General features: G+C 65.6%; 16 protein-coding genes. 1 reads left to right on the forward strand and 15 read right to left on the reverse strand.

Annotated elements, in window-relative coordinates; genetic code table 11:
• The 12 genes from nuoM to PHLH3_RS13170 all read right to left on the reverse strand — a co-directional run bounded on the left by nuoM (nucleotide 1) and on the right by PHLH3_RS13170 (nucleotide 13,366).
• Complete coding sequence (gene nuoM, locus PHLH3_RS13115; protein WP_173174310.1) at nucleotides 1-1,530, reverse strand: NADH-quinone oxidoreductase subunit M; 1,530 nt, start codon at nucleotides 1,528-1,530, stop codon at nucleotides 1-3.
• 25 nt (nucleotides 1,531-1,555) lie between these two features.
• Entirely contained in the window at nucleotides 1,556-3,403 is a 1,848-nt protein-coding gene (gene nuoL, locus PHLH3_RS13120; RefSeq protein WP_111262123.1) for an NADH-quinone oxidoreductase subunit L, read from the reverse strand.
• Entirely contained in the window at nucleotides 3,400-3,708 is a 309-nt protein-coding gene (nuoK, locus tag PHLH3_RS13125) for an NADH-quinone oxidoreductase subunit NuoK (RefSeq protein ID WP_031287559.1), read from the reverse strand. Before nuoK ends, nuoL begins: the two co-directional genes overlap by 4 nt.
• 7 nt (nucleotides 3,709-3,715) lie before the next feature.
• Nucleotides 3,716-4,216 carry an NADH-quinone oxidoreductase subunit J gene (gene nuoJ / locus PHLH3_RS13130; protein ID WP_173174308.1) on the reverse strand — a complete coding sequence of 167 codons (501 nt, stop codon included), beginning with the start codon at nucleotides 4,214-4,216 and terminating at the stop codon, nucleotides 3,716-3,718.
• Between the two features lie 10 nt (nucleotides 4,217-4,226).
• Entirely contained in the window at nucleotides 4,227-4,775 is a 549-nt protein-coding gene (nuoI, locus tag PHLH3_RS13135; protein WP_021219042.1) for an NADH-quinone oxidoreductase subunit NuoI, read from the reverse strand.
• A gap of 11 nt (nucleotides 4,776-4,786) precedes the next feature.
• Nucleotides 4,787-5,779: an NADH-quinone oxidoreductase subunit NuoH gene (gene nuoH / locus PHLH3_RS13140; protein WP_173174304.1), complete on the reverse strand. Its 993-nt coding sequence runs from the start codon at nucleotides 5,777-5,779 to the stop codon at nucleotides 4,787-4,789.
• The gene (nuoG, locus tag PHLH3_RS13145; protein WP_213629754.1) at nucleotides 5,776-8,484 is read right to left on the reverse strand and encodes an NADH-quinone oxidoreductase subunit NuoG; all 2,709 of its coding nucleotides are present in this window, start codon (nucleotides 8,482-8,484) and stop codon (nucleotides 5,776-5,778) included. The genes nuoH and nuoG overlap by 4 nt, the downstream gene beginning before the upstream one ends.
• A 98-nt stretch (nucleotides 8,485-8,582) precedes the next feature.
• A complete protein-coding gene (gene nuoF / locus PHLH3_RS13150) occupies nucleotides 8,583-9,929 on the reverse strand; it encodes an NADH-quinone oxidoreductase subunit NuoF (RefSeq protein WP_173174300.1) in 1,347 nt (448 codons plus the stop codon).
• Nucleotides 9,926-10,417 (reverse strand): NADH-quinone oxidoreductase subunit NuoE, encoded by a 492-nt coding sequence (nuoE, locus tag PHLH3_RS13155; protein WP_021219038.1) that lies wholly within the window; start codon nucleotides 10,415-10,417, stop codon nucleotides 9,926-9,928. The genes nuoF and nuoE overlap by 4 nt, the downstream gene beginning before the upstream one ends.
• Before the next feature lies 1 nt (nucleotide 10,418).
• On the reverse strand, nucleotides 10,419-12,200 hold the full coding sequence (gene nuoC / locus PHLH3_RS13160) for an NADH-quinone oxidoreductase subunit C/D (protein WP_173174298.1): 1,782 nt from the start codon (nucleotides 12,198-12,200) through the stop codon (nucleotides 10,419-10,421).
• 64 nt (nucleotides 12,201-12,264) lie between these two features.
• Nucleotides 12,265-12,942, reverse strand: a complete 678-nt coding sequence (locus PHLH3_RS13165; RefSeq protein ID WP_111262129.1) for an NADH-quinone oxidoreductase subunit B — start codon at nucleotides 12,940-12,942, stop codon at nucleotides 12,265-12,267.
• 10 nt (nucleotides 12,943-12,952) lie between these two features.
• A complete protein-coding gene (locus tag PHLH3_RS13170; RefSeq protein ID WP_111262130.1) occupies nucleotides 12,953-13,366 on the reverse strand; it encodes an NADH-quinone oxidoreductase subunit A in 414 nt (137 codons plus the stop codon).
• A gap of 561 nt (nucleotides 13,367-13,927) precedes the next feature.
• Here PHLH3_RS13170 and PHLH3_RS13175 point away from each other — a divergent pair.
• A complete protein-coding gene (locus PHLH3_RS13175; RefSeq protein ID WP_213629756.1) occupies nucleotides 13,928-15,322 on the forward strand; it encodes a pectin acetylesterase-family hydrolase in 1,395 nt (464 codons plus the stop codon).
• Nucleotides 15,323-15,358: 36 nt separating this feature from the next.
• Here PHLH3_RS13175 and PHLH3_RS13180 read toward each other — a convergent pair whose 3' ends face one another.
• The 3 genes from PHLH3_RS13180 to PHLH3_RS13190 all read right to left on the reverse strand — a co-directional run bounded on the left by PHLH3_RS13180 (nucleotide 15,359) and on the right by PHLH3_RS13190 (nucleotide 18,630).
• The gene (locus PHLH3_RS13180; protein ID WP_213629758.1) at nucleotides 15,359-15,988 is read right to left on the reverse strand and encodes a hypothetical protein; all 630 of its coding nucleotides are present in this window, start codon (nucleotides 15,986-15,988) and stop codon (nucleotides 15,359-15,361) included.
• 42 nt (nucleotides 15,989-16,030) lie between these two features.
• Nucleotides 16,031-16,525: a DUF4442 domain-containing protein gene (locus PHLH3_RS13185; protein WP_173174292.1), complete on the reverse strand. Its 495-nt coding sequence runs from the start codon at nucleotides 16,523-16,525 to the stop codon at nucleotides 16,031-16,033.
• 104 nt (nucleotides 16,526-16,629) lie between these two features.
• Nucleotides 16,630-18,630 (reverse strand): PhoX family phosphatase, encoded by a 2,001-nt coding sequence (locus PHLH3_RS13190; RefSeq protein WP_213629760.1) that lies wholly within the window; start codon nucleotides 18,628-18,630, stop codon nucleotides 16,630-16,632.
• Nucleotides 18,631-18,637: the final 7 nt, after the last annotated feature.

Genomic DNA, 18,637 nt, shown 5'->3' on the forward strand with positions numbered 1-18,637 from the left:
CTACCGGGCCGAGGCGAGTTGGGTGAAGGCTGCGTCCAGCCACTGATGCACGCCGTGCATGCTAGCGGCGGAAGTGTCCAGCACCGGTTGCGGGTAGACGCCCAGGAGGATCAGCAGGGCGGCGAGGCCGAGCACCATTGTCAGCTCGCGGGGCTTGAGGCCCAGCAGCGGGGTGTCGGACTTGGCCGGGCCGAAGTAGGCGCGGTGAATCATGATCAGCGAGTAGACCGAGCCGAACACCAGGCCGGTGGCGGCGATGACGGTGACCCAGGCGGCCTTCTGGAAGGAGCCGACCAGGATCAGGAACTCGCCGACGAAGTTGCCGGTGCCGGGCAGGCCGAGGGCCGCCGCGGCGAAGAACAGGCTGATGGCCGGCAGGTAGGGCATGCGGCCCCAGATGCCGCCCATCTCGCGCATGTCACGGGTGTGCAGGCGCTCGTAGAGCTGGCCGCAGAGGATGAACAGCGCCGCGGCGGAAAGGCCGTGGGCCATCATCTGCACCACCGCGCCCTGCAGGGCGATCTGGCTGCCGGAGTAGATGGCGATCAGCACGAAGCCCATGTGGGAGACGCTGGAGAAGGCCACCAGGCGCTTGATGTCGGTCTGCGCGAAGGAGAGCAGGGCGCCGTAGATGATGGCGAACACGCCGAGCCAGTGGGCGATGGGCGCGAACTCGGCCGATGCATGGGGGAACAGCGGCAGGGCGAAGCGCATCAGGCCGTAGGCGGCGGTCTTCAGCAGGATGCCGGCCAGGTCCACGGAGCCGGCGGTCGGGGCCTGGGCGTGGGCGTCCGGCAGCCAGGAGTGGAACGGCACCACCGGGAACTTCACCGCGAAGGCGATGAAGAAGCCGAGCATCAGCAGGTATTCGGCGGTCGGGGTGAGCTGGACCTTGAGCAGGTCGGCGTAGTTGAAGGTCATCACGCCGGTGTTGTTGTAGTTGATCAACACCAGGCTGAGGATGGCCACCAGCATCACCAGGCCGCTGGCCTGGGTGAAGATGAAGAACTTTGTGGCGGCGGTGATGCGGGTCTTGCCCTTGCTGCCGCTGTGACCCCAGAGCGCGATGAGGAAGTACATCGGCACCAGCATCATTTCCCAGAAGAAGAAGAACAGGAACAGGTCGACGGCGAGGAACACGCCGACGACGCCGCCGAGGATCCACATCAGGTTCAGGTGGAAGAAGCCGACGCGGTTCTGGATCTCGTTCCAGGAGCAGAGCACGGACAGCACGCCGAGCAGGCCGGTGAGGGTGACCATCAGGACCGACAGGCCATCCATCGCGAGGTGGATGGTGATGCCGAAACGCTCGATCCACTGGACCTTGAACTCGTGCGCCCACACCGGGCCGGCCTCGGGGGAGGGCGCCAGGGTGAAGTCGCCGGTGGCCCACAGCCAGAGGCCGAGGCCGAACAGCAGGGACATGGTCAGCAGCGCGATCCAGCGCGGCAGGGTGTTGCCGAAGCGCTCACCTTGCCAGCACAGCAGGCCGCCGATGAAGGGGATCAGGATTAGCCAGGGCAGAATCATGACGGGCTGGTTTCCTTAAGAAGATTCAAGTCAGCAACACGGCGCCGAGCACGAGCACGGCTCCGCCGACCAGGGATACTGCGTACCAGCGCAACTGGCCGGTCTGGCTGCTGCTCAGCAGGCCGTTGCCGCCCCGCACGATGCGTGGGATCAGGCCGATGCCGGAGTCGATCGGGTCGTGACCGAGCAGGCGGGTGATCAGCAGGTACGGTTTGACGAACAGCTTGTCGTAGACCCAGTCGAAGCCCCAGGCGGCGTACCACCAGGCGCCGAGGAAGCGGCCCGGCGCGCTCTGGGCGACGGCGCTGATGAAGCGACGCTTGCCGAGGAAGAGCAGGGCGGCCAGGAGGATGCCCGCCAGGGCGATGGCGCCCGAGGCGATCTCCAGGCTGTGCTGCGCTTCGCCGCCGGCATGGCCGACGCTCTGCGGCAGCACGCCGTGCAGCGGCGGGGTGATCAGCGCGCCCACGAAGGTGGACAGCACGATCAGCACCGACAGCGGCAGCCAGTGGGCCACGCCGTGGCCGGCATGGGCCTCGGTCTTGGCCTCGCCATGGAAGGCGATGAAGATCAGGCGGAAGGTGTAGATCGAGGTCAGGAAGGCGCCGGCCAGGCCTGCGTAGAGCAGCCACTGGTGGCCGCTGGCGAAGGCTTCCCAGAGGATCTCGTCCTTGGAGTAGAAGCCGGCGGTGACCAGGGGCAGGGCCGCGAGGGCCGCGCCGCCGACGATGAAGCTGGCGTAGGCCAGCGGCAGCTTCTTCCACAGGCCGCCCATCTTGAAGATGTTCTGCTCGTGGTGGCAGGCGTTGATCACCGCACCGGAAGCGAGGAACAGCAGGGCCTTGAAGAAGGCGTGGGTCATCAGGTGGAAGATCGCCGCGTCCCATGCGCCCACGCCCAGGGCGAGGAACATGTAGCCGATCTGGCTCATGGTGGAGTAGGCGAGGATGCGCTTGATGTCGGTCTGCACCAGCGCGGCGAAGCCGGCCAGCACCAGGGTGACGCCACCGACGATGCCGACCAGCTCGAGGATCTCGGGGGTCAGCAGGAACAGGCCGTGGGTACGGGCGATCAGGTAGACGCCCGCGGTGACCATGGTGGCCGCGTGGATCAGGGCGGAAACCGGGGTCGGGCCCGCCATCGCGTCGGCCAGCCAGGTCTGCAGCGGCAGCTGGGCGGACTTGCCCACGGCGCCGCCGAGCAGCATCAGGGTGGCGATCCACAGCCAGGCGTCGCCGGCTACGTATTTCTGCGGGGCCAGCACCATCAGCTCCTGGATGTTCAGGGTGCCCAGGTGCATGAACAGCAGGAACAGGCCGATGGCCATGAACACGTCGCCGATGCGGGTGACGATGAAGGCCTTGAGCGCGGCGTTGCCGTTGTTCGGGTTGCTGTAATAGAAACCGATCAGCAGGTAGGAGCAGAGGCCCACGCCTTCCCAGCCGAAGTACAGGAACAGCAGGTTATCGCCGAGCACCAGGAACAGCATGCTGGTGATGAACAGGTTGGTGTAGGAGAAGAAGCGCGAATAGCCTTCTTCACCGCGCATGTACCAGGAGGCGAACAGGTGGATCAGGAAGCCGACGCCGGTGACCACGCCCAGCATGGTCAGCGACAGGCCGTCCAGGTACAGGGTGAAGCTCGGGGCGAAGCCGTCGACGTTCATCCACTGCCAGAGCACCTGGGTGTAGACGCCGCCTTCCGGCGGGGCGACGTTGAACTGGAAGATGATCCAGGCCGCGGTCAGTGCGGAGAGGCCTACGGAGCCCACGCCGATGACGGCGGAGGTATTTTCGGAGAAGCGCCCGCGGGAGAACGACAGGATCAGCCAGCCGAGCAGCGGGAAGAGGAAGGTCAGGAATAGAAGGTTCATCCGCGCATCTCGCTGGCAGCGTCGATATCGAGGGTGTGGAAGCGGCGATACAGCTGCAGCAGGATCGCCAGGCCGATGCTGGCCTCGGCGGCTGCGAGGGTGATCACCAGAATGAACATGATCTGGCCGTCTGCCTGCGCCCAGCGGGCACCGGCGACGACGAAGGCCAGGGCGGCGGCGTTCATCATCACTTCCAGGCTCATCAGTACGAAGAGGATGTTGCGGCGCACCATCAGGCCGACCAGCCCGAGGCCGAACAGCATGCCCGCGACGGCGAGGCCATGTTCCAGGGGGATTGCTTGCAGCATGGCGTTACTCCTTCGCTTCGTGGCGGCCGAGGTGGTAGGCCGCGACCAGGGCTGCCAGGAGCAGCATGGAGGCGAGTTCGACGGCTAGCAGGTAGGGCCCGAAGAGGCTGATGCCCACTGCCTTGGCGTCTACCGTGGTCTGGCCGATGGTGGCGCCGCTGCTCTGGCTGAACAGCACGTAGAGCAGCTCGGCGAGCAGGGCCAGGGACAGCACCGAAGGGCCGACCCAGATGCCGGGTTTCAGCCACTTGCGTTCCTGCTCGACGATGGCCGGGCCGAGGTTGAGCATCATCACCACGAAGACGAACAGCACCATGATGGCGCCGGCGTAGACGATGATCTCCAGGGCGCCGGCGAAGGGGGCGCCGAGGGCGAAGAAGCACATCGAGACGGCCAGCAGGGAAATGATGAGGTAGAGCAGCGCATGCACCGGGTTGGTGTTGGTGACCACCCGCAGGGTGGACACGACCGCGACGCCTGCAGCGAAATAGAAAGCGAATTCCACGCACGTCTCCTTAGGGCAGCAGGCTCTTCACGTTGATCGGCTCGGCTTCGTTCTGCGCGGCGCCTTTCGGCTTGCCGGCGATGGCCATGCCGGCCACGCGGTAGAAGTTGTAGTCCGGGTTCTTGCCGGGGCCCGAGATCAGCAGGTCTTCCTTCTCGTAGACCAGGTCCTGGCGCTTGTACTCGCCCATCTCGAAATCCGGGGTCAGCTGGATCGCGGTGGTGGGGCAGGCTTCCTCGCACAGGCCGCAGAAGATGCAGCGGGAGAAGTTGATGCGGAAGAACTCGGGATACCAGCGGCCGTCCTCGGTCTCGGCCTTCTGCAGCGAGATGCAGCCGACCGGGCAGGCCACGGCGCACAGGTTGCAGGCCACGCAGCGCTCTTCGCCGTCGGGGTCGCGGGTCAGCACGATGCGGCCGCGATAGCGCGGCGGCAGGTACACGGGCTCTTCGGGGTACTGCAGGGTGTCACGCTTGCGGAAGCCGTGGGAGAACACCATCACCAGGCTGCGCAGCTGGGTGAAGGTGCCGACCACCACGTCGTAGATGTACTTGATCATGGTCTTTCTCCTTACTGGGCCGTGGCCAGCACGACGGCGCCGGTCACCAGCAGGTTGATCAGGGTCAGCGGGAGGCAGAACTTCCAGCTGAAGGCCATCACCTGGTCATAGCGCGGACGCGGGATCGACGCGCGGAGCAGGATGAACAGCATGATGAAGAAGGCGGTCTTCAGGGCGAACCAGATGAACGGGATCTGCGGCAGGATGCCGAAGGGGCCGTGCCAGCCGCCGAAGAACAGGGTCACCAGCAGCGCGGACACCAGCACGATGCCGATGTACTCGCCGACGAAGAACATGCCCCATTTCATGCCGGCGTATTCGATGTGGTAGCCGTCGGCCAGTTCCTGTTCCGCTTCCGGCTGGTCGAACGGGTGACGGTGGGTCACGGCGACGCCGGCGATGAAGAAGGTACAGAAGCCGAAGAACTGCGGAATGATGAACCACAGGTGCTGGGCCTGGTATTCGACGATGTCGCGCATGTTGAACGAGCCGACCTGGGCGACCACGCCCATCAGCGACAGGGCCAGGAACACCTCGTAGGAGACGGTCTGGGCCGAGGCGCGCAGGCTGCCGAGCAGGGCGAACTTGTTGTTGCTCGACCAGCCGGCGAAGAGCACCGCGTACACGGTGATGCCGGCCATGGCGAAAAAGAACAGGATGCCGATGTTCAGGTCCGCGACGCCCCAGGTGGGGGTGATCGGGACCACGGCGAAGGCGATGAGCAGGGCGCTCATGGCGATCACCGGCGCCAGGGTGAAGATCACCTTGTCGGCGAACGGCGGCGTCCAGTCTTCCTTGAAGAACATCTTCAGCATGTCGGCGGCGATCTGGAACATGCCGAACGGGCCGACGCGGTTGGGGCCGTAGCGGTCCTGCCACCAGCCCAGCAGGCGTCGTTCGACGAAGCTCAGCAGGGCGCCGCAGACGACCACGGCAAGCAGGATCACGATGGCCTTGAGCACCGCGATGATGACGTCGATCACCTCGGGAGTGAGCCAGCTCATTGCGCGGCCTCCTGCAGCAGGGTCACGGTGGCACCGGCGACGGCACCCGGGATGCCCGGCAGGCCGGCGGGCAGGCCGACGAGGCCCGCGGCCAGCTCCTCACGGACCTGCAGCGGCAGGCGCAGGGCCTGGCCGTTGACGCGCAGCGACAGCATGGCGCCGTCGTTCACGCCCAGGCGGTCCGCCTCGGACTTGGCCAGGGCGACATAGGCCTCGGGCATGCGCTCCTGGATCGGCGCGGCGCGGGAGGAGTTCTCCTCGCTGCCGAACAGGTGGTGGAAGGGGACGACCTGCCAGGTGCCTTGCGCGGGGTTGAAGGGCGCAACGGCGGCGAACCAGGGCAGGGTGGCGCCCTTGGCCTCGATCAGGCGCACGCCCGGGTCACCGGCGCGCAGGTGGCCGCCGACTTCGTCCTGGAACTTGTTCCAGGCCTGGGGCGAGTTCCAGCCCGGGGACCAGGCGAAGGGGATCTGCTGACGGGGTTCGGCGCTGCCGGCATAGCCTTCCATGGAGAAGGCGAAGGGCGAGTCCTTGTCTTGCGGCTGGCGCGGCTCGTGCACGCTGATGTTGGCGCGCATGGCGGTGCGGCCGCTGTAGCGGTGCGGCTCGCGGGCCAGCTTCAGGCCCTTGATGCGGAACGAGGCGCTGGGCGCGGCGTCGCGGATCGAAGCCAGCTGGCTGTTGCTGTCGGCGACGGCGGCGGTGACCTGGTCGAGCTGGGTCCAGTCGACGGACTTGCCTTCCAGGGTGCTGTGCAGGGCGTGCAGCCAGCGCCAGCCCTCGCGGACGAGGATGTTGGCGTCGTAGTAGGTCGGGTCGTAGACCTGGAAGAAGCGCTGGGCGCGGCCTTCCTGGCTGACCAGGGTGCCGTCGCCTTCGGCGAAGCTGGCGACCGGAAGTACCAGGTGGGCGCGCTCGACGGTCGCGGTCTGCTGGTGGTCGGCGACGATCACCACCTTGGCGGCGGCCAGTGCGGCGTCGACCTTGGCGGCTTCGGCGCGGCGGTACAGGTCGTTCTCCAGTACTACCACGGCGTCGGCCTGGCCGGCGGTCAGGGCTTCCAGGGCGGCGTCCACGGATTCGCCACCGAACAGGGCCAGGCCCATGCTGTTGGCTTCCGGGACCACCAGGCTGATTGAGCCGTTCTTCTCACGGTTCTTCAGGGCGCTGGCGATGTTGGCGGCGGCTTCGATCAGGGCCTTCTCGCCGAGGGAGGCGCCGGAGACGATCAGCGGACGCTTGGCTTGGATCAGGGCGTCGGCGATGGCCTTGACCAGCTCGGCGGCCTCGTTGTCCAGGCCATCCACGGCCGGGGCGCTCGGGTCGATGGCATGGGCCACGGCGAAGCCGATGCGGGCGAGGTCGGCCGGGGCGGCGTGTACGCACTGGGTGGCCACGTCGTCGAGGCGGGTCTCGGCGATGCTGGCGATGAACAGCGGGTTCAGCGCGTCCTGGGCGACGTTCTGCACGGCGGCCATGTGCCAATCCTGGATCTTCATCGAGGCAGCGATGTCGGTGGCCTTGCCCTTGACCGACTGGCGCAGCGCCAGGGCGACGCGCGCGGCGGTCTGGGTCAGGTCTTCACCGAGCACGAAGACGGCGTCGTGGCTTTCGATGTCACGCAGGGTGGGCACCGGCAGCGGGCCGTTCTGCAGGATGTCGCGGATCAGGCGGATGTTCTCCAGTTCGCTGGCGGCGATGCCGGAGTAGTAGTTGGCTTCGCCCACCAGTTCACGCAAGGCGAAGTTGGACTCCAGGCTGGCACGCGGCGAGCCGATGCCGATCACGCGCTTGCCCTTGAGCAGCTCGGCGGCCTTGTCCAGCGCTGCGTCGAGGCCCAGTTTCTGGGTGCCGAACGACGGCTGGCGCGGGCGGTCCTCGCGGTTGACGTAGCCATAGCCGAAGCGACCGCGATCGCAGAGGAAGTACTGGTTCACCGAGCCGTTGAAGCGGTTCTCGATGCGGCGGATCTCGCCGTAGCGCTCGCCGGGGCTGATGTTGCAGCCGCTGGAGCAGCCGTGGCAGATGCTCGGGGCGAACTGCATGTCCCACTTGCGGTTGTAGCGCTCGGAGTGGGTCTTGTCGGTGAACACGCCGGTCGGGCAGACCTCGACCAGGTTGCCGGAGAACTCGCTCTCGAGGGTGCCGTCCTCGACGCGTCCGAAGTAGACGTTGTCGTGGGCGCCGTAGACGCCGAGGTCGGTGCCGCCGGCGTAGTCCTTGTAGTAGCGCACGCAGCGGTAGCAGGCGATGCAGCGGTTCATCTCGTGGGAGATGAATGGGCCGAGCTGCTGGTTCTGGTGGGTGCGCTTGGTGAAGCGGTACCGGCGCTCGTTGTGGCCGGTCATCACCGTCATGTCCTGCAGGTGGCAATGGCCGCCTTCCTCGCACACGGGGCAATCGTGCGGGTGGTTGGTCATCAGCCATTCGACGACGCTGGCGCGGAATTGCTTCGCCTCTTCGTCCTCGATGGAGATCCAGGTGTTGTCGGTCGCGGGGGTCATGCAGGACATGACCAGGCGGCCGCGCTTGTCGTTTTCGTCGGTGTACTGCTTGACCGCGCACTGGCGGCAGGCGCCGACGCTGCCGAGCGCCGGGTGCCAGCAGAAGTAGGGGATGTCGAGTCCGAGGGACAGACAGGCCTGCAGGAGGTTGTCTGCACCATCGACTTCGAGCGTCTTGCCGTCTACGTGGATAGTGGCCATGGTTCAGTCTTCATCTGCCCGTTTGACCGGGCTTGGCTAATGGAATCAGGTTGCGGTCGGGGCCGCGCGTGGCGGCCGCCAACCGGCGGAACTGGCTCTTATGCGCCGACCGGTTCGGGTCGGATCGCCGGTGCGTTCTCGGCGATGCCTGCTTCGAACTCCGGACGGAAATACTTCATCGCGCTACCCAGCGGCTCGACGGCGCCCGGTGCGTGGGCACAGAAGGTCTTGCCTGGGCCGAGGAAGTTGACCAGCCCTTCGAGGGTCTCCAGGTCGCCTCGCTGGCCTTCGCCGCGTTCGAGGGCGCGCAGGACCTTGACGCTCCAGGGCAGGCCGTCACGGCAGGGCGTGCACCAGCCGCAGGACTCGCGGGCGAAGAACTCTTCCATGTTGCGCAGCAGCGAGACCATGTTGATGCTGTCGTCCACCGCGAGCGCCAGGCCGGTGCCCATGCGGGTGCCGACCTTGGCGATGCCGGCGGCGTACATGGGGGCATCCAGGTGCTCGGGGAGCAGGAAGCCGGTGCCAGCACCGCCGGGCTGCCAGGCTTTCAGCTTGAAGCCATCGCGCATGCCGCCGGCGTAGTCCTCGAAGAGTTCACGGGCGGGTACGCCGAAGGGCAGTTCCCAAAGGCCGGGGTTCTTCACCTTGCCGGAGAAGCCCATGAGCTTGGTGCCCATGTCTTCGCTGCCCGGACGGGCGAGGCCCTTGTACCAGTCCACGCCGTTGGCGACGATCGCCGGCACGTTGCACAGGGTCTCGACGTTGTTGACGCAGGTGGGCTTGCCCCAGACGCCGACGGCGGCGGGGAAGGGCGGCTTGGAGCGCGGGTTGGCGCGGCGGCCTTCCAGCGAGTTGATCAGGGCGGTTTCCTCGCCGCAGATGTAGCGGCCGGCACCTGTGTGGACGAACAGCTCGAAATCGAAGCCCGACCCGAGGATGTTCTTGCCCAGCAGGCCGGCGGCCTTGGCTTCGTCGATGGCACGGTTGAGGTTGCGCGCCGCGTCGACGTATTCGCCACGCAGGAAGATGTAGCCGCGATAGGCCTTGAGGGCGCGGGCGCTGATCAGCATGCCTTCCACCAGCAGGTGGGGCAGCTGTTCCATCAGCATGCGGTCCTTCCAGGTGTTGGGCTCCATTTCATCCGCGTTGCACAGCAGGTAGCGGATGTTCATGGATTCGTCGGCGGGCATCAGGCCCCACTTCACGCCGGTGGGGAAGCCCGCGCCGCCGCGGCCCTTGAGGCCGGAGTCCTTGACGGTCTGCACGATGTCGGCCTGGGCCATCTCGCCGAGGGCCTTGCGTGCGGCTGCGTAGCCGTTCTTCTGCTGGTATTCCTCGAGCCAGACGGGCTGCGCGTCGTCACGCAGGCGCCAGGTCAGCGGGTGCGTCTCGGCGCTGCGCTGGATGCGGTTGGCCGGGCCGACGGAGGTGAGGGTCTTCATTGATAGGCCTCCAGCAGTTGCGCGACGCCGTCGGCGCTGACGTTGCCGAAGGTGTCGTCGTCGATCATCAGGGCCGGGGCCTTGTCGCAATTGCCCAGGCAGCACACCGGCAACAGGGTGAAGCGATTGTCGGCGGTGGTCTGGCCGAGGCCGATGCCGAGGTTCTGCTGGATGCTGCCGAGTACCGACTCATGGCCGCCGACGTAGCAGGTCATGCTGTCGCACACGCGGATGATGTGGCGGCCCACCGGCTGGCGGAATATCTGACTATAGAAGGTGGCCACGCCTTCGACGTCGCTGGCGGGGATGCCGAGGATCTCGCCGATGGCATCGGCGGCGCCGTCAGGCACCCAGCCGCGCTCCTTCTGGACGATCTTCAGGGCTTCGATTGACGCCGCGCGCGGGTCCTCGTAGTGGTGCATCTCGTGCTCGATGGCCGAGCGCTCGGTTTCGCTGAGGGCGAAACGGTCGGTCTGGATAATGCTCATGTCAGCGGTCCACGTCAGCCATAACGAAGTCGATACTGCCCAGGTAGGCGATCAGGTCGGCCACCATGCTGCCGCGGATCACCGAGGGGATCTGCTGCAGGTGGGGGAAGCTGGGCGTGCGGATCCGGGTGCGGTAGCTCATGGTGCTGCCATCGCTCGTCAGGTAGTAGCTGTTGATGCCCTTGGTCGCCTCGATCATCTGGAAGGCTTCGTTGGCCGGCATGACCGGGCCCCAGGAAACCTGCAGGAAGTGGGTGATCAGGGTTTCGATGTGCTGCAGCGTGCGTTCTTTCGGCGGCGGCGTGGTCAGCGGGTGGTCGGCCTTGTATGGGCCTTCCGGCATGTTCTTCAGGCACTGGTCGATGATGCGGATGCTCTGGCGCATCTCTTCGACGCGGACCATGCAGCGGTCATAGGCGTCGCCGTTGTGGGCCAGCGGCACTTCGAACTCGAAGTTCTCGTAGCCGGAGTACGGGCGGGCCTTGCGCAGGTCGAAGTCCAGGCCGGTTGAGCGCAGGCCGGCACCGGTGACACCCCATTCCAAGGCTTCCTTGGTGTTGTACTGGGCGACGCCGATGGTGCGGCCCTTGAGGATGCTGTTCTTCAGCGCGGCCTTGGTGTACTCGTCCAGGCGCTTGGGCAGCCATTCGACGAATTCCTTGACCAGGCCATCCCAGCCGCGCGGCAGGTCGTGGGCGACACCACCGATGCGGTACCAGGCCGGGTGCAGGCGGAAGCCGGTGATGGCTTCGATGACCTTGTAGGCGCGCTGGCGGTCGGTGAAGGTGAAGAACACCGGGGTCATGGCGCCGACGTCCTGGATGTAGGTACCCAGGAACAGCAGGTGGCTGGTGATGCGGAAGAATTCAGCCAGCATCACGCGGATGGTGTCGACCTTCTGCGGCACCTTGATGCCGGCGAGCTTCTCCACCGCGAGCACGTAGGGCAGGTTGTTCATCACCCCGCCGAGGTAGTCGATGCGGTCGGTGTAGGGGATGAAGCTGTGCCAGGACTGGCGCTCGGCCATCTTCTCGGCGCCCCGGTGGTGGTAGCCGATGTCCGGGACGCAGTCGACGATCTCTTCGCCGTCGAGCTGCAGCACGATGCGGAAGGCACCGTGGGCGGAGGGGTGGTTGGGGCCGAGGTTGAGGAACATGTAGTCCTCGTTCTCGCCCTGGCGCTTCATGCCCCAGTCCTCGGGGTTGAAGCGGGCGGCTTCTTCCTCGAGTTGCTGCTTGGCCAGGGTGAGGCTGTACGGATCGAACTCGGTGGCGCGCGCCGGGTAGTCCTTGCGCAGCGGGTGGCCTTCCCAGGTGGGCGGCATCATGATCCGCGAGAGGTGCGGGTGGCCGGTGAAGTGCACGCCGTACAGGTCCCAGACTTCACGCTCGTACCAGTTGGCGTTGGGCCAGATGCCGGTGACGCTGGGCAGGTTGAGGTCGCCTTCCTGGAGCGACACCTTGATCATCACGTCGCTGTTACGCTCCATGGAGATCAGGTGGTAGAACACGGTGAAGTCGGCGCCCGGCAGGCCGCGGCGATGCGTACGCAGGCGCTCGTCGACCCCGTGCAGGTCGTACAGCATGACGAAGGGGCGCGGCGAGTTGCGCAGGAAGGTCAGCACCTCGACGAGCTTCTCGCGAGCGACCCAGATGACCGGCATGCCGGTGCGGGTGGCTTGGAGGGTGAAGCTCTCGGCGCCAAAGCGGGAATTCAGTTCAACGACGACATCTTGGTCGTCAGCCTTGTAAGGCGGAATAGACAGAACGGTGTCTGCAGTCATGGTCTCGGTCGCTTTCGGTCAACGTACAGAGTGAGCCGGGTCTCTTCTTGTGGAAGAGACCGGATCAGACTTCGTCGGGGCTGCGCAGGTTGGTGACCTGGATACGCTGTTCGCGGCGCTGTTCCTTCTGCGACGGCATTTCGGCACGGTAGATGCCTTGGTCGCCGACGACCCAGGAAAGCGGACGGCGCTCCTGGCCGATGGATTCCTGCAGCAGCATCAGGCCCTGCAGGAATGCCTCCGGACGAGGAGGGCAGCCAGGGATGTACACGTCCACGGGGAGGAACTTGTCCACGCCCTGGACCACCGAATAGATGTCGTACATGCCGCCGGAATTGGCACACGAGCCCATCGAGATCACCCACTTGGGCTCCAGCATCTGCTCGTAGAGGCGCTGGATGATGGGCGCCATCTTGATGAAGCAGGTGCCGGCGATGACCATGAAGTCAGCCTGGCGGGGTGATGCGCGAATGACTTCCGCACCGAAGCGGGCGATGTCATGCGGCGCCGTGAAGGCGGTGGTCATCTCCACGTAGCAGCAGGACAAACCGAAGTTGTACGGCCACAGGGAGTTCTTGCGACCCCAGTTGACTGCACCGTTGAGAACATCTTCCAGCTTGCCCATGAAGATGTTCTTGTGGACCTGATCTTCTAGCAGGGGGTCGGAAACGATCTCCCGCTCACCGATCGGGTACTGCTCGTTGGGAGCAGTCGGATCGATCCGAGTAAGTTTGTATTGCATCGCCAAAGCCTCATTGTTTTAGCTTCGCCTGCCGATTGCGACGACCTTCGGGGGCCCAGTCGAGGGCTCCGATGCGCCAGAGATAGGCAAGACCTGCCAACAGAATTGCTATGAAAATGGTAGCTTCGATGAGGCCCGCCCACCCGCTTTCACGAACGGATACGGCCCAGGCGAAGAGGAAGAGGGCTTCGACGTCGAAGATCACGAAGAGCATCGCGACCAGATAGAATTTTGCGGAGAGGCGCAGGCGGGCACTGCCGGTGGGGAGCATCCCGGATTCGAATGGTTCGTTCTTGGCGCGACCGTGGGCGCGGCTGCCGAGCAGGCTCGATACGCCGAGCATGAAGGCGCAGAGGCCGATGACGCCCAGCAGGAAAACAGCGAAACCCCAGTTATGGGAAAGAATGGCAGTGGCTTCCGACATGCCTGAACTCCTTCAACAAGGAACGGCGTTCACTCGTTATTAAAATGATCCTTGCCCGCACAAGAGTGCCCGGCAATCTATTCGGACAATTTTATGCCCGTATGGGCGTACAAGTAAATTTTTCAGACTAAAAAATTAACCCGAAAGCCAGTTTAAAGACCTTGTACAGCTCTGAAAGCCTAGGGCGGCGAGGGTTCCGGTTTTTTGTCAGGCTTTGGTCGGATTGCGGCGCTATGCCGCAGGGCGCAGATATAGATAAGTTAATGATAGTCATTATCATTTGACTGGAGAATATATAACCACTACATAGCGAGTCCTACGGAAGTGGTTAAAACATGCGCACTTAATAGCCGCTGTTACTCACAACTTCTTTCCTCTATGCCTAATTCATATGTGGCTGTCGTTGTTGCCCTGGCGACCTTGTACTAGCGTGCTAGGTGCGTCGTGGATGCGGCGCGTTCCCCCTGTTTACCTGTCGTACTCAGCGGGTCGGCTGGACCACGGATTCGCCTGCCTGGGCGCGCTGGTCCACGTGAAAAACAAGAAAAAGAGGGAATCGCCATGGGCGTTGCCAAGTCGCTGCGTCACTGCTTCGTGCTCCTGCTGTTCTGCCTGCCGTCCCTGCCTGCCCACGCCGAGCTCGGCGATTACGGGTTCTGGCGGACCCTGGTCAACCTCACCTCGCCACCGAAGGCCGACAACAAGGTGCTGCCCGAGCAGCGGGTCGGGCCCTATCCGTTGCTGGCCAACCCCGCCGGGTTCGATTCCGGCTTCAAGGCGGGCAACTACTACGCCTGGCAGACGGTGCAGCTCGCTCCCGAGACGGGCGCCGTGTGCGGCAACGGCTCGCCCTACAAGTTCTTCGTCAATCGGGTGCCCAACACCAGCAACACCATCATCTATATGGAAGGCGGTGGCGCCTGCTGGGACTACGCCAGCTGCACCGGGCAAACCGGCATCCGTGGTGCGCGCAACCCCAACGGGATTCCCGATGACTACATGAAGCTGCTGAACCCCAGCGCCAGCCTGGTCAGCCCCTTCGTGGTGCGGCTGCATCCCTGGACGCGGGTGAAGACGCAGAACTGGAACATGGTCTATGTGCCCTATTGCACGGGCGACATCTATTCCGGCGACAAGGTGGCGGTCTACCAGGACCCCACCGGGCAGAAGCCGCAGCTGATCTGGCACCACAACGGGCTGCGCAACACCCGTGCGGTCACGGCCTGGCTCAAGGACAACCTGGAGCGCCCGGAGCAGATGCTCTCCACCGGCTGCAGCGCCGGCGGGGCGGGGAGCCTGATCAGCCATGCGGTGACCCGCCAGGACATCGCGCCCACCCGCGGTTTCATGATCGACGACTCGGGGCCGGTGTTCAGCGCGGTGACCGGCGGCAGCAACCAGGCCTACCCGTCGCTGCCGTTGCAGACCTTCATCCGCCAGGCCTGGGGTCTGGACAATGGCCCGCTGCAATTGCTGCAGAGCCGCCTGCCCGGCGTCACCCTCAACGATCTGGGCAGCATCTACCCGGCGCTTTCCGCGAACCTGCCGGGTGATCGCCTCGGGCACACGCACTTCTGGAAGGACCTCAACTACTCGTCGTATTCCTACGAGCGCTTCTATCCGGAGATCGCCAACGCACCGGACCAGGCCACCAAGGAGGCGCTAATCCACGCCAAGTGGGACGTGGACACCGGTCGCCTGCGCAATACACTGGCCAACCTGCACAATTTCGGCGGTTACTTCCCGCAGTACCGCGCAGTGAACGAGAGCCATTGCACCAGCATCATCGAGTTCGCCAATGCCGATATCCAGGAGCAGAACCTGCAGCTGGATGATTTCGTCAGCAACGTGCTGGATGGCAGCGGGCCGGTGATGGATGCGTCCGAGACGAGCGATGCGGCCGATCGGGCCAAGCCCTTCAACCTGCTCTACTACATTCTCAACCAGCTGCTCTGATGGGGTGTCGCGAGGCGGGCGATCCGCCTCGCGATCTCAGTGATAGGCCTGCTCGCGGGCCTGCTGCAGGCGCTGCCTGAGGTACTCGTCGCGGCTCAGGCCGTCTGGGATGCTCTGCATCGCCAGCACTTCTTCGACGATGCGCTTTTCTTCCTGCTTGTAATGATCGAACTGGGGCGAGGGCTTCGCCGCCAGCTTCTTCTCCAGCGCATCGCTGCGAGCCTTGTAGCGTTGCAACAGGGCATTGGCCCGCGCTTTCTGTTCTTCCACGTCCGTGCTGGTGGCCTGGATCAGGGCGATCTGCAGCATCAGCGATTCGCTCGCTGCCAGCTCGCCGCTCTGCTCGTGGGCCTGTACTTCCTCGGCCAGCCGGGCGGCCTGTTGCTCGCGCGCTTCTGCCGACAGGCCGGGCGCGGCCTTGAAGAAATCGCGGTAGGCCGCGTGGAACTCCAGGCGCTTCTCGTATTCCGCCATCCGCGCGGGATCGATGCGCGGCGCCCCCGTCGTCTCCGGCGCGTCGCTCGCCGCATATGCAGGCGCCTGGGTGGCCCGTGGTGCGGGCTGGGTGGTGACCTGGGCTTCGGCGGACAGGCGCCAGTAGAGGGTGGCGGCGGCGGTAACCGCAGCGATCGCGGTACTCGCCAGAATGAGATTGACTCGGGCCATCGGGGTTCTCGCCCTTCCAGTTGGGACACCCGTACAGCTTAGTCAAGGCTCGCGCTTGCGGCTGACCCAGGCCCAGATCATTTCGCAACGGATCGGCTCGATGCCGGCTTCGTCGGTGATGATCACCGCGACACGGACCTCACCCCGGTCCTCTTCGTGGATGCGGCGGACCTGCTCGGCGTCCAGTTCGGCTACCGCCTTCAGGCCGCCCGTGGCGCGCTTGAGGTAGTCCACGTGCAGGCTCTTTATCAGCGGCAGCTTGTCGTCCGGCACGTTCATGCCCACCAGCAGTCCGGTGGCGGACTCTGCCAGCAATGCCATGGCGGCCGCATGCACGCCCTTGATGTGGTTGCGCACGCGGGGGCGGTTGGCGAGGCTCATCACCGCGCGCTGCTGGCTCAGGTGATGGACGCGTACGCGGGCGGTGCCGGCGAAGCGGACCTGGCTGCCGATCAGCAGGCTCAGGAGGGGTGTGTGCAGGGCGGCGGGCAGCCGGCTTACCAGGGCGGTGGCGCGACTCAGGCGGTTGGCTGGCATGGATGGGCCCTTGGTGAGTGGGCGGCCAGTCTGTCATCGGTAAAAAGGACCGGCCATTGCTGGCCGGTCGCAAATGCCTGGCACTTCGGCCAGTGGCTGGGGGGTCAGAGAATGCGGCGGCGGTCCTCCCGGGTGATCACCACCGTGGAGGAGCGCGGCCGCTTGCCCGGTCCATCCGGCCAGGTGCTGGTCAGGTTGGTGGGCGTGGAGCCCTCGCCCGGGTGCTGGATATTGACGAACAGGGTGCGGAAGTCCGGGGTCGCGGCGATGCCGGTGACCTCGGCGCCCAGCGGGCCGACCAGGAAGCGCTTGAGTTCACCGCTGCGCGGGTCCGCCACCAGCATCTGGTTGTTGCCGAAGGGGCCGGAAGCCAGCTGGCTGCCGCTCATGTCGGTCTGGATCCACAGGCGACCGTCGTCGTCGAACCACAGGCCGTCGGGGCTGGCGAGGATGTTGCTGGCGTCCAGCGGCTTGCCGTTCGGGCCTCGGCTGTCGGTTTCCGGGCCGGCGAGCATGAACAGGTTCCAGTTGAAGGCCTGGCCGGCGTAGTCGCGGCTCTGTTCGCGCCAGCGGATGATGTGGCCGTAGGCGTTGGCGGGGCGCGGATTGGGCGCATCCGGCGTGGTGCGCGCGGTGTTGTTGGTGAGGGTGAAGTACACCTCGCCGTTGTCCGGGTTGACCGCTCCCCACTCGGGGCGGTCCATCTTGGTCGCGCCGACCACGTCCGCTGCCAGGCGGGTGTTGACCAGTACCTCGCCCTGGTCGGCGAAAGCCACGCCGGCGGCGAGGCAGGCCTTGAGGAAGGTTTTGTCGTTGATGTCCAGCGCCAGCCACTGGCCGCTGCCGTCGGCGTTGAAGCGCGCCACGTACAGGGTGCCGTCGTCGAGCAGGCGGCCGTTGCTGCGGCCGGGGCGGTAGGCGTCGCGGCTGACGTATTTGTAGATGTACTCGTTTTGCGAGTCGTCGCCGGAATAGCACACCACCGGGCGGCCGGCCTTCACCGGGGCGAAGATCAGGCCTTCGTGGGCGAAGCGGCCCAGGGCGGTGCGCTTGACCGGTACGGAGTCGGGTTCGAAGGGGTCGATCTCGACGATCCAGCCGAACTGGTTCGGCTCGTTGCGGTAGTCGCCCTTGGCGTCGGCGGCCTTGCGGGTGGCGTCGAAGCGCTCGAACTCGTCGCCGGGGAGGGTTTCCCAGCCGAAGCGGCTGCCGTTGCGCAGGCCGTAGCGTTTCAGTTCGCGGGGCAGGTCGGTGTCACGGGTGGAGAAGTAGCCGGCCCAGTTCTCCTCGCAAGTGAGGTAGGTGCCCCAGGGCGTGAAGCCGTTGGAGCAGTTGTTCTGGGTGCCGCGTGCAGCGGTGCCGTTGGGGCTGTGGCGGGTCTGCAGCAGTTTGTTGCCGCGTGCCGGGCCACTGATCTGCATCGGCGTGGCGGCGGTGATGCGCCGGTTGCGGCGGCTCGGCACCACCGTCCATTCGCCGCGCACGTCACGGCGGATCTCCACCACCGATACGCCGTGGGCGTTGATTTCCTTGCGCACTTCCTCGGCGCTCGTGCGCTTGCCGTTCACGACGGTCGGGCCGTTGGGGTGCAGCAGTGGCGCGTCGATGTACTCGTGGTTGAGTACCAGCAGGCCATGGTCGGAGCGCAGGCCCAGGCCGTGGCGGGTGTCGATGGGGAAGAAATGCATGCCGTCGTGGTGCATGCCGGTCTGTTCGGCCTGGTCTTGAGCGCTGTTGCTGGCGTCCTCGGCGAACGCCGGGTAACGGCCGGTGATGGGCGTGCCCCAGGGAATGAAAGGCGTTGCCTTGTAGCCCGGCGGCACGGTGATGGTGTCGGCGCGGCCGGCCGGGATGCCTTCGAAGGCCAGTCGGCGGCGCGGCTTGAAGGGGAAGCCGAGGCCGCGGGCTTCGCCCTGGCTGGCCTCGGCCTGGCCGGGCAGGGACACGCCGAGGAAGGCGAGGGCGCCGAGTGCGGCGCCACCGGCCAGCACCTCGCGGCGCTTGACGCCCTCGATCAGCTCGCTGATGTGGGGGTTCCTAGACTGGTTGCTCGGCACTTCGTCGCCATTTCCAAAGAGGACGGCGTTCTCTTTCTCGTTGTTCAAGGCTCTG

This window comes from Pseudomonas sp. Pc102 (genome assembly GCF_018408275.1).
Lineage (GTDB): Bacteria > Pseudomonadota > Gammaproteobacteria > Pseudomonadales > Pseudomonadaceae > Metapseudomonas > Metapseudomonas tohonis.

What these genes read in the sequence shown, in the direction of transcription:
- nuoM (WP_173174310.1), bottom strand. Translation starts at nt 1,530, where the DNA reads ATGATTCTGCCCTGGCTAATCCTGATCCCCTTCATCGGCGGCCTGCTG.
- nuoL (WP_111262123.1), bottom strand. Translation starts at nt 3,403, where the DNA reads ATGAACCTTCTATTCCTGACCTTCCTCTTCCCGCTGCTCGGCTGGCTG.
- nuoI (WP_021219042.1), bottom strand. Translation starts at nt 4,775, where the DNA reads ATGATCAAGTACATCTACGACGTGGTGGTCGGCACCTTCACCCAGCTG.
- nuoH (WP_173174304.1), bottom strand. Translation starts at nt 5,779, where the DNA reads ATGAGCTGGCTCACTCCCGAGGTGATCGACGTCATCATCGCGGTGCTC.
- nuoG (WP_213629754.1), bottom strand. Translation starts at nt 8,484, where the DNA reads ATGGCCACTATCCACGTAGACGGCAAGACGCTCGAAGTCGATGGTGCA.
- nuoF (WP_173174300.1), bottom strand. Translation starts at nt 9,929, where the DNA reads ATGAAGACCCTCACCTCCGTCGGCCCGGCCAACCGCATCCAGCGCAGC.
- nuoE (WP_021219038.1), bottom strand. Translation starts at nt 10,417, where the DNA reads ATGAGCATTATCCAGACCGACCGTTTCGCCCTCAGCGAAACCGAGCGC.
- nuoC (WP_173174298.1), bottom strand. Translation starts at nt 12,200, where the DNA reads ATGACTGCAGACACCGTTCTGTCTATTCCGCCTTACAAGGCTGACGAC.
- PHLH3_RS13165 (WP_111262129.1), bottom strand. Translation starts at nt 12,942, where the DNA reads ATGCAATACAAACTTACTCGGATCGATCCGACTGCTCCCAACGAGCAG.
- PHLH3_RS13170 (WP_111262130.1), bottom strand. Translation starts at nt 13,366, where the DNA reads ATGTCGGAAGCCACTGCCATTCTTTCCCATAACTGGGGTTTCGCTGTT.
- PHLH3_RS13175 (WP_213629756.1), top strand. Translation starts at nt 13,928, where the DNA reads ATGGGCGTTGCCAAGTCGCTGCGTCACTGCTTCGTGCTCCTGCTGTTC.
- PHLH3_RS13180 (WP_213629758.1), bottom strand. Translation starts at nt 15,988, where the DNA reads ATGGCCCGAGTCAATCTCATTCTGGCGAGTACCGCGATCGCTGCGGTT.
- PHLH3_RS13185 (WP_173174292.1), bottom strand. Translation starts at nt 16,525, where the DNA reads ATGCCAGCCAACCGCCTGAGTCGCGCCACCGCCCTGGTAAGCCGGCTG.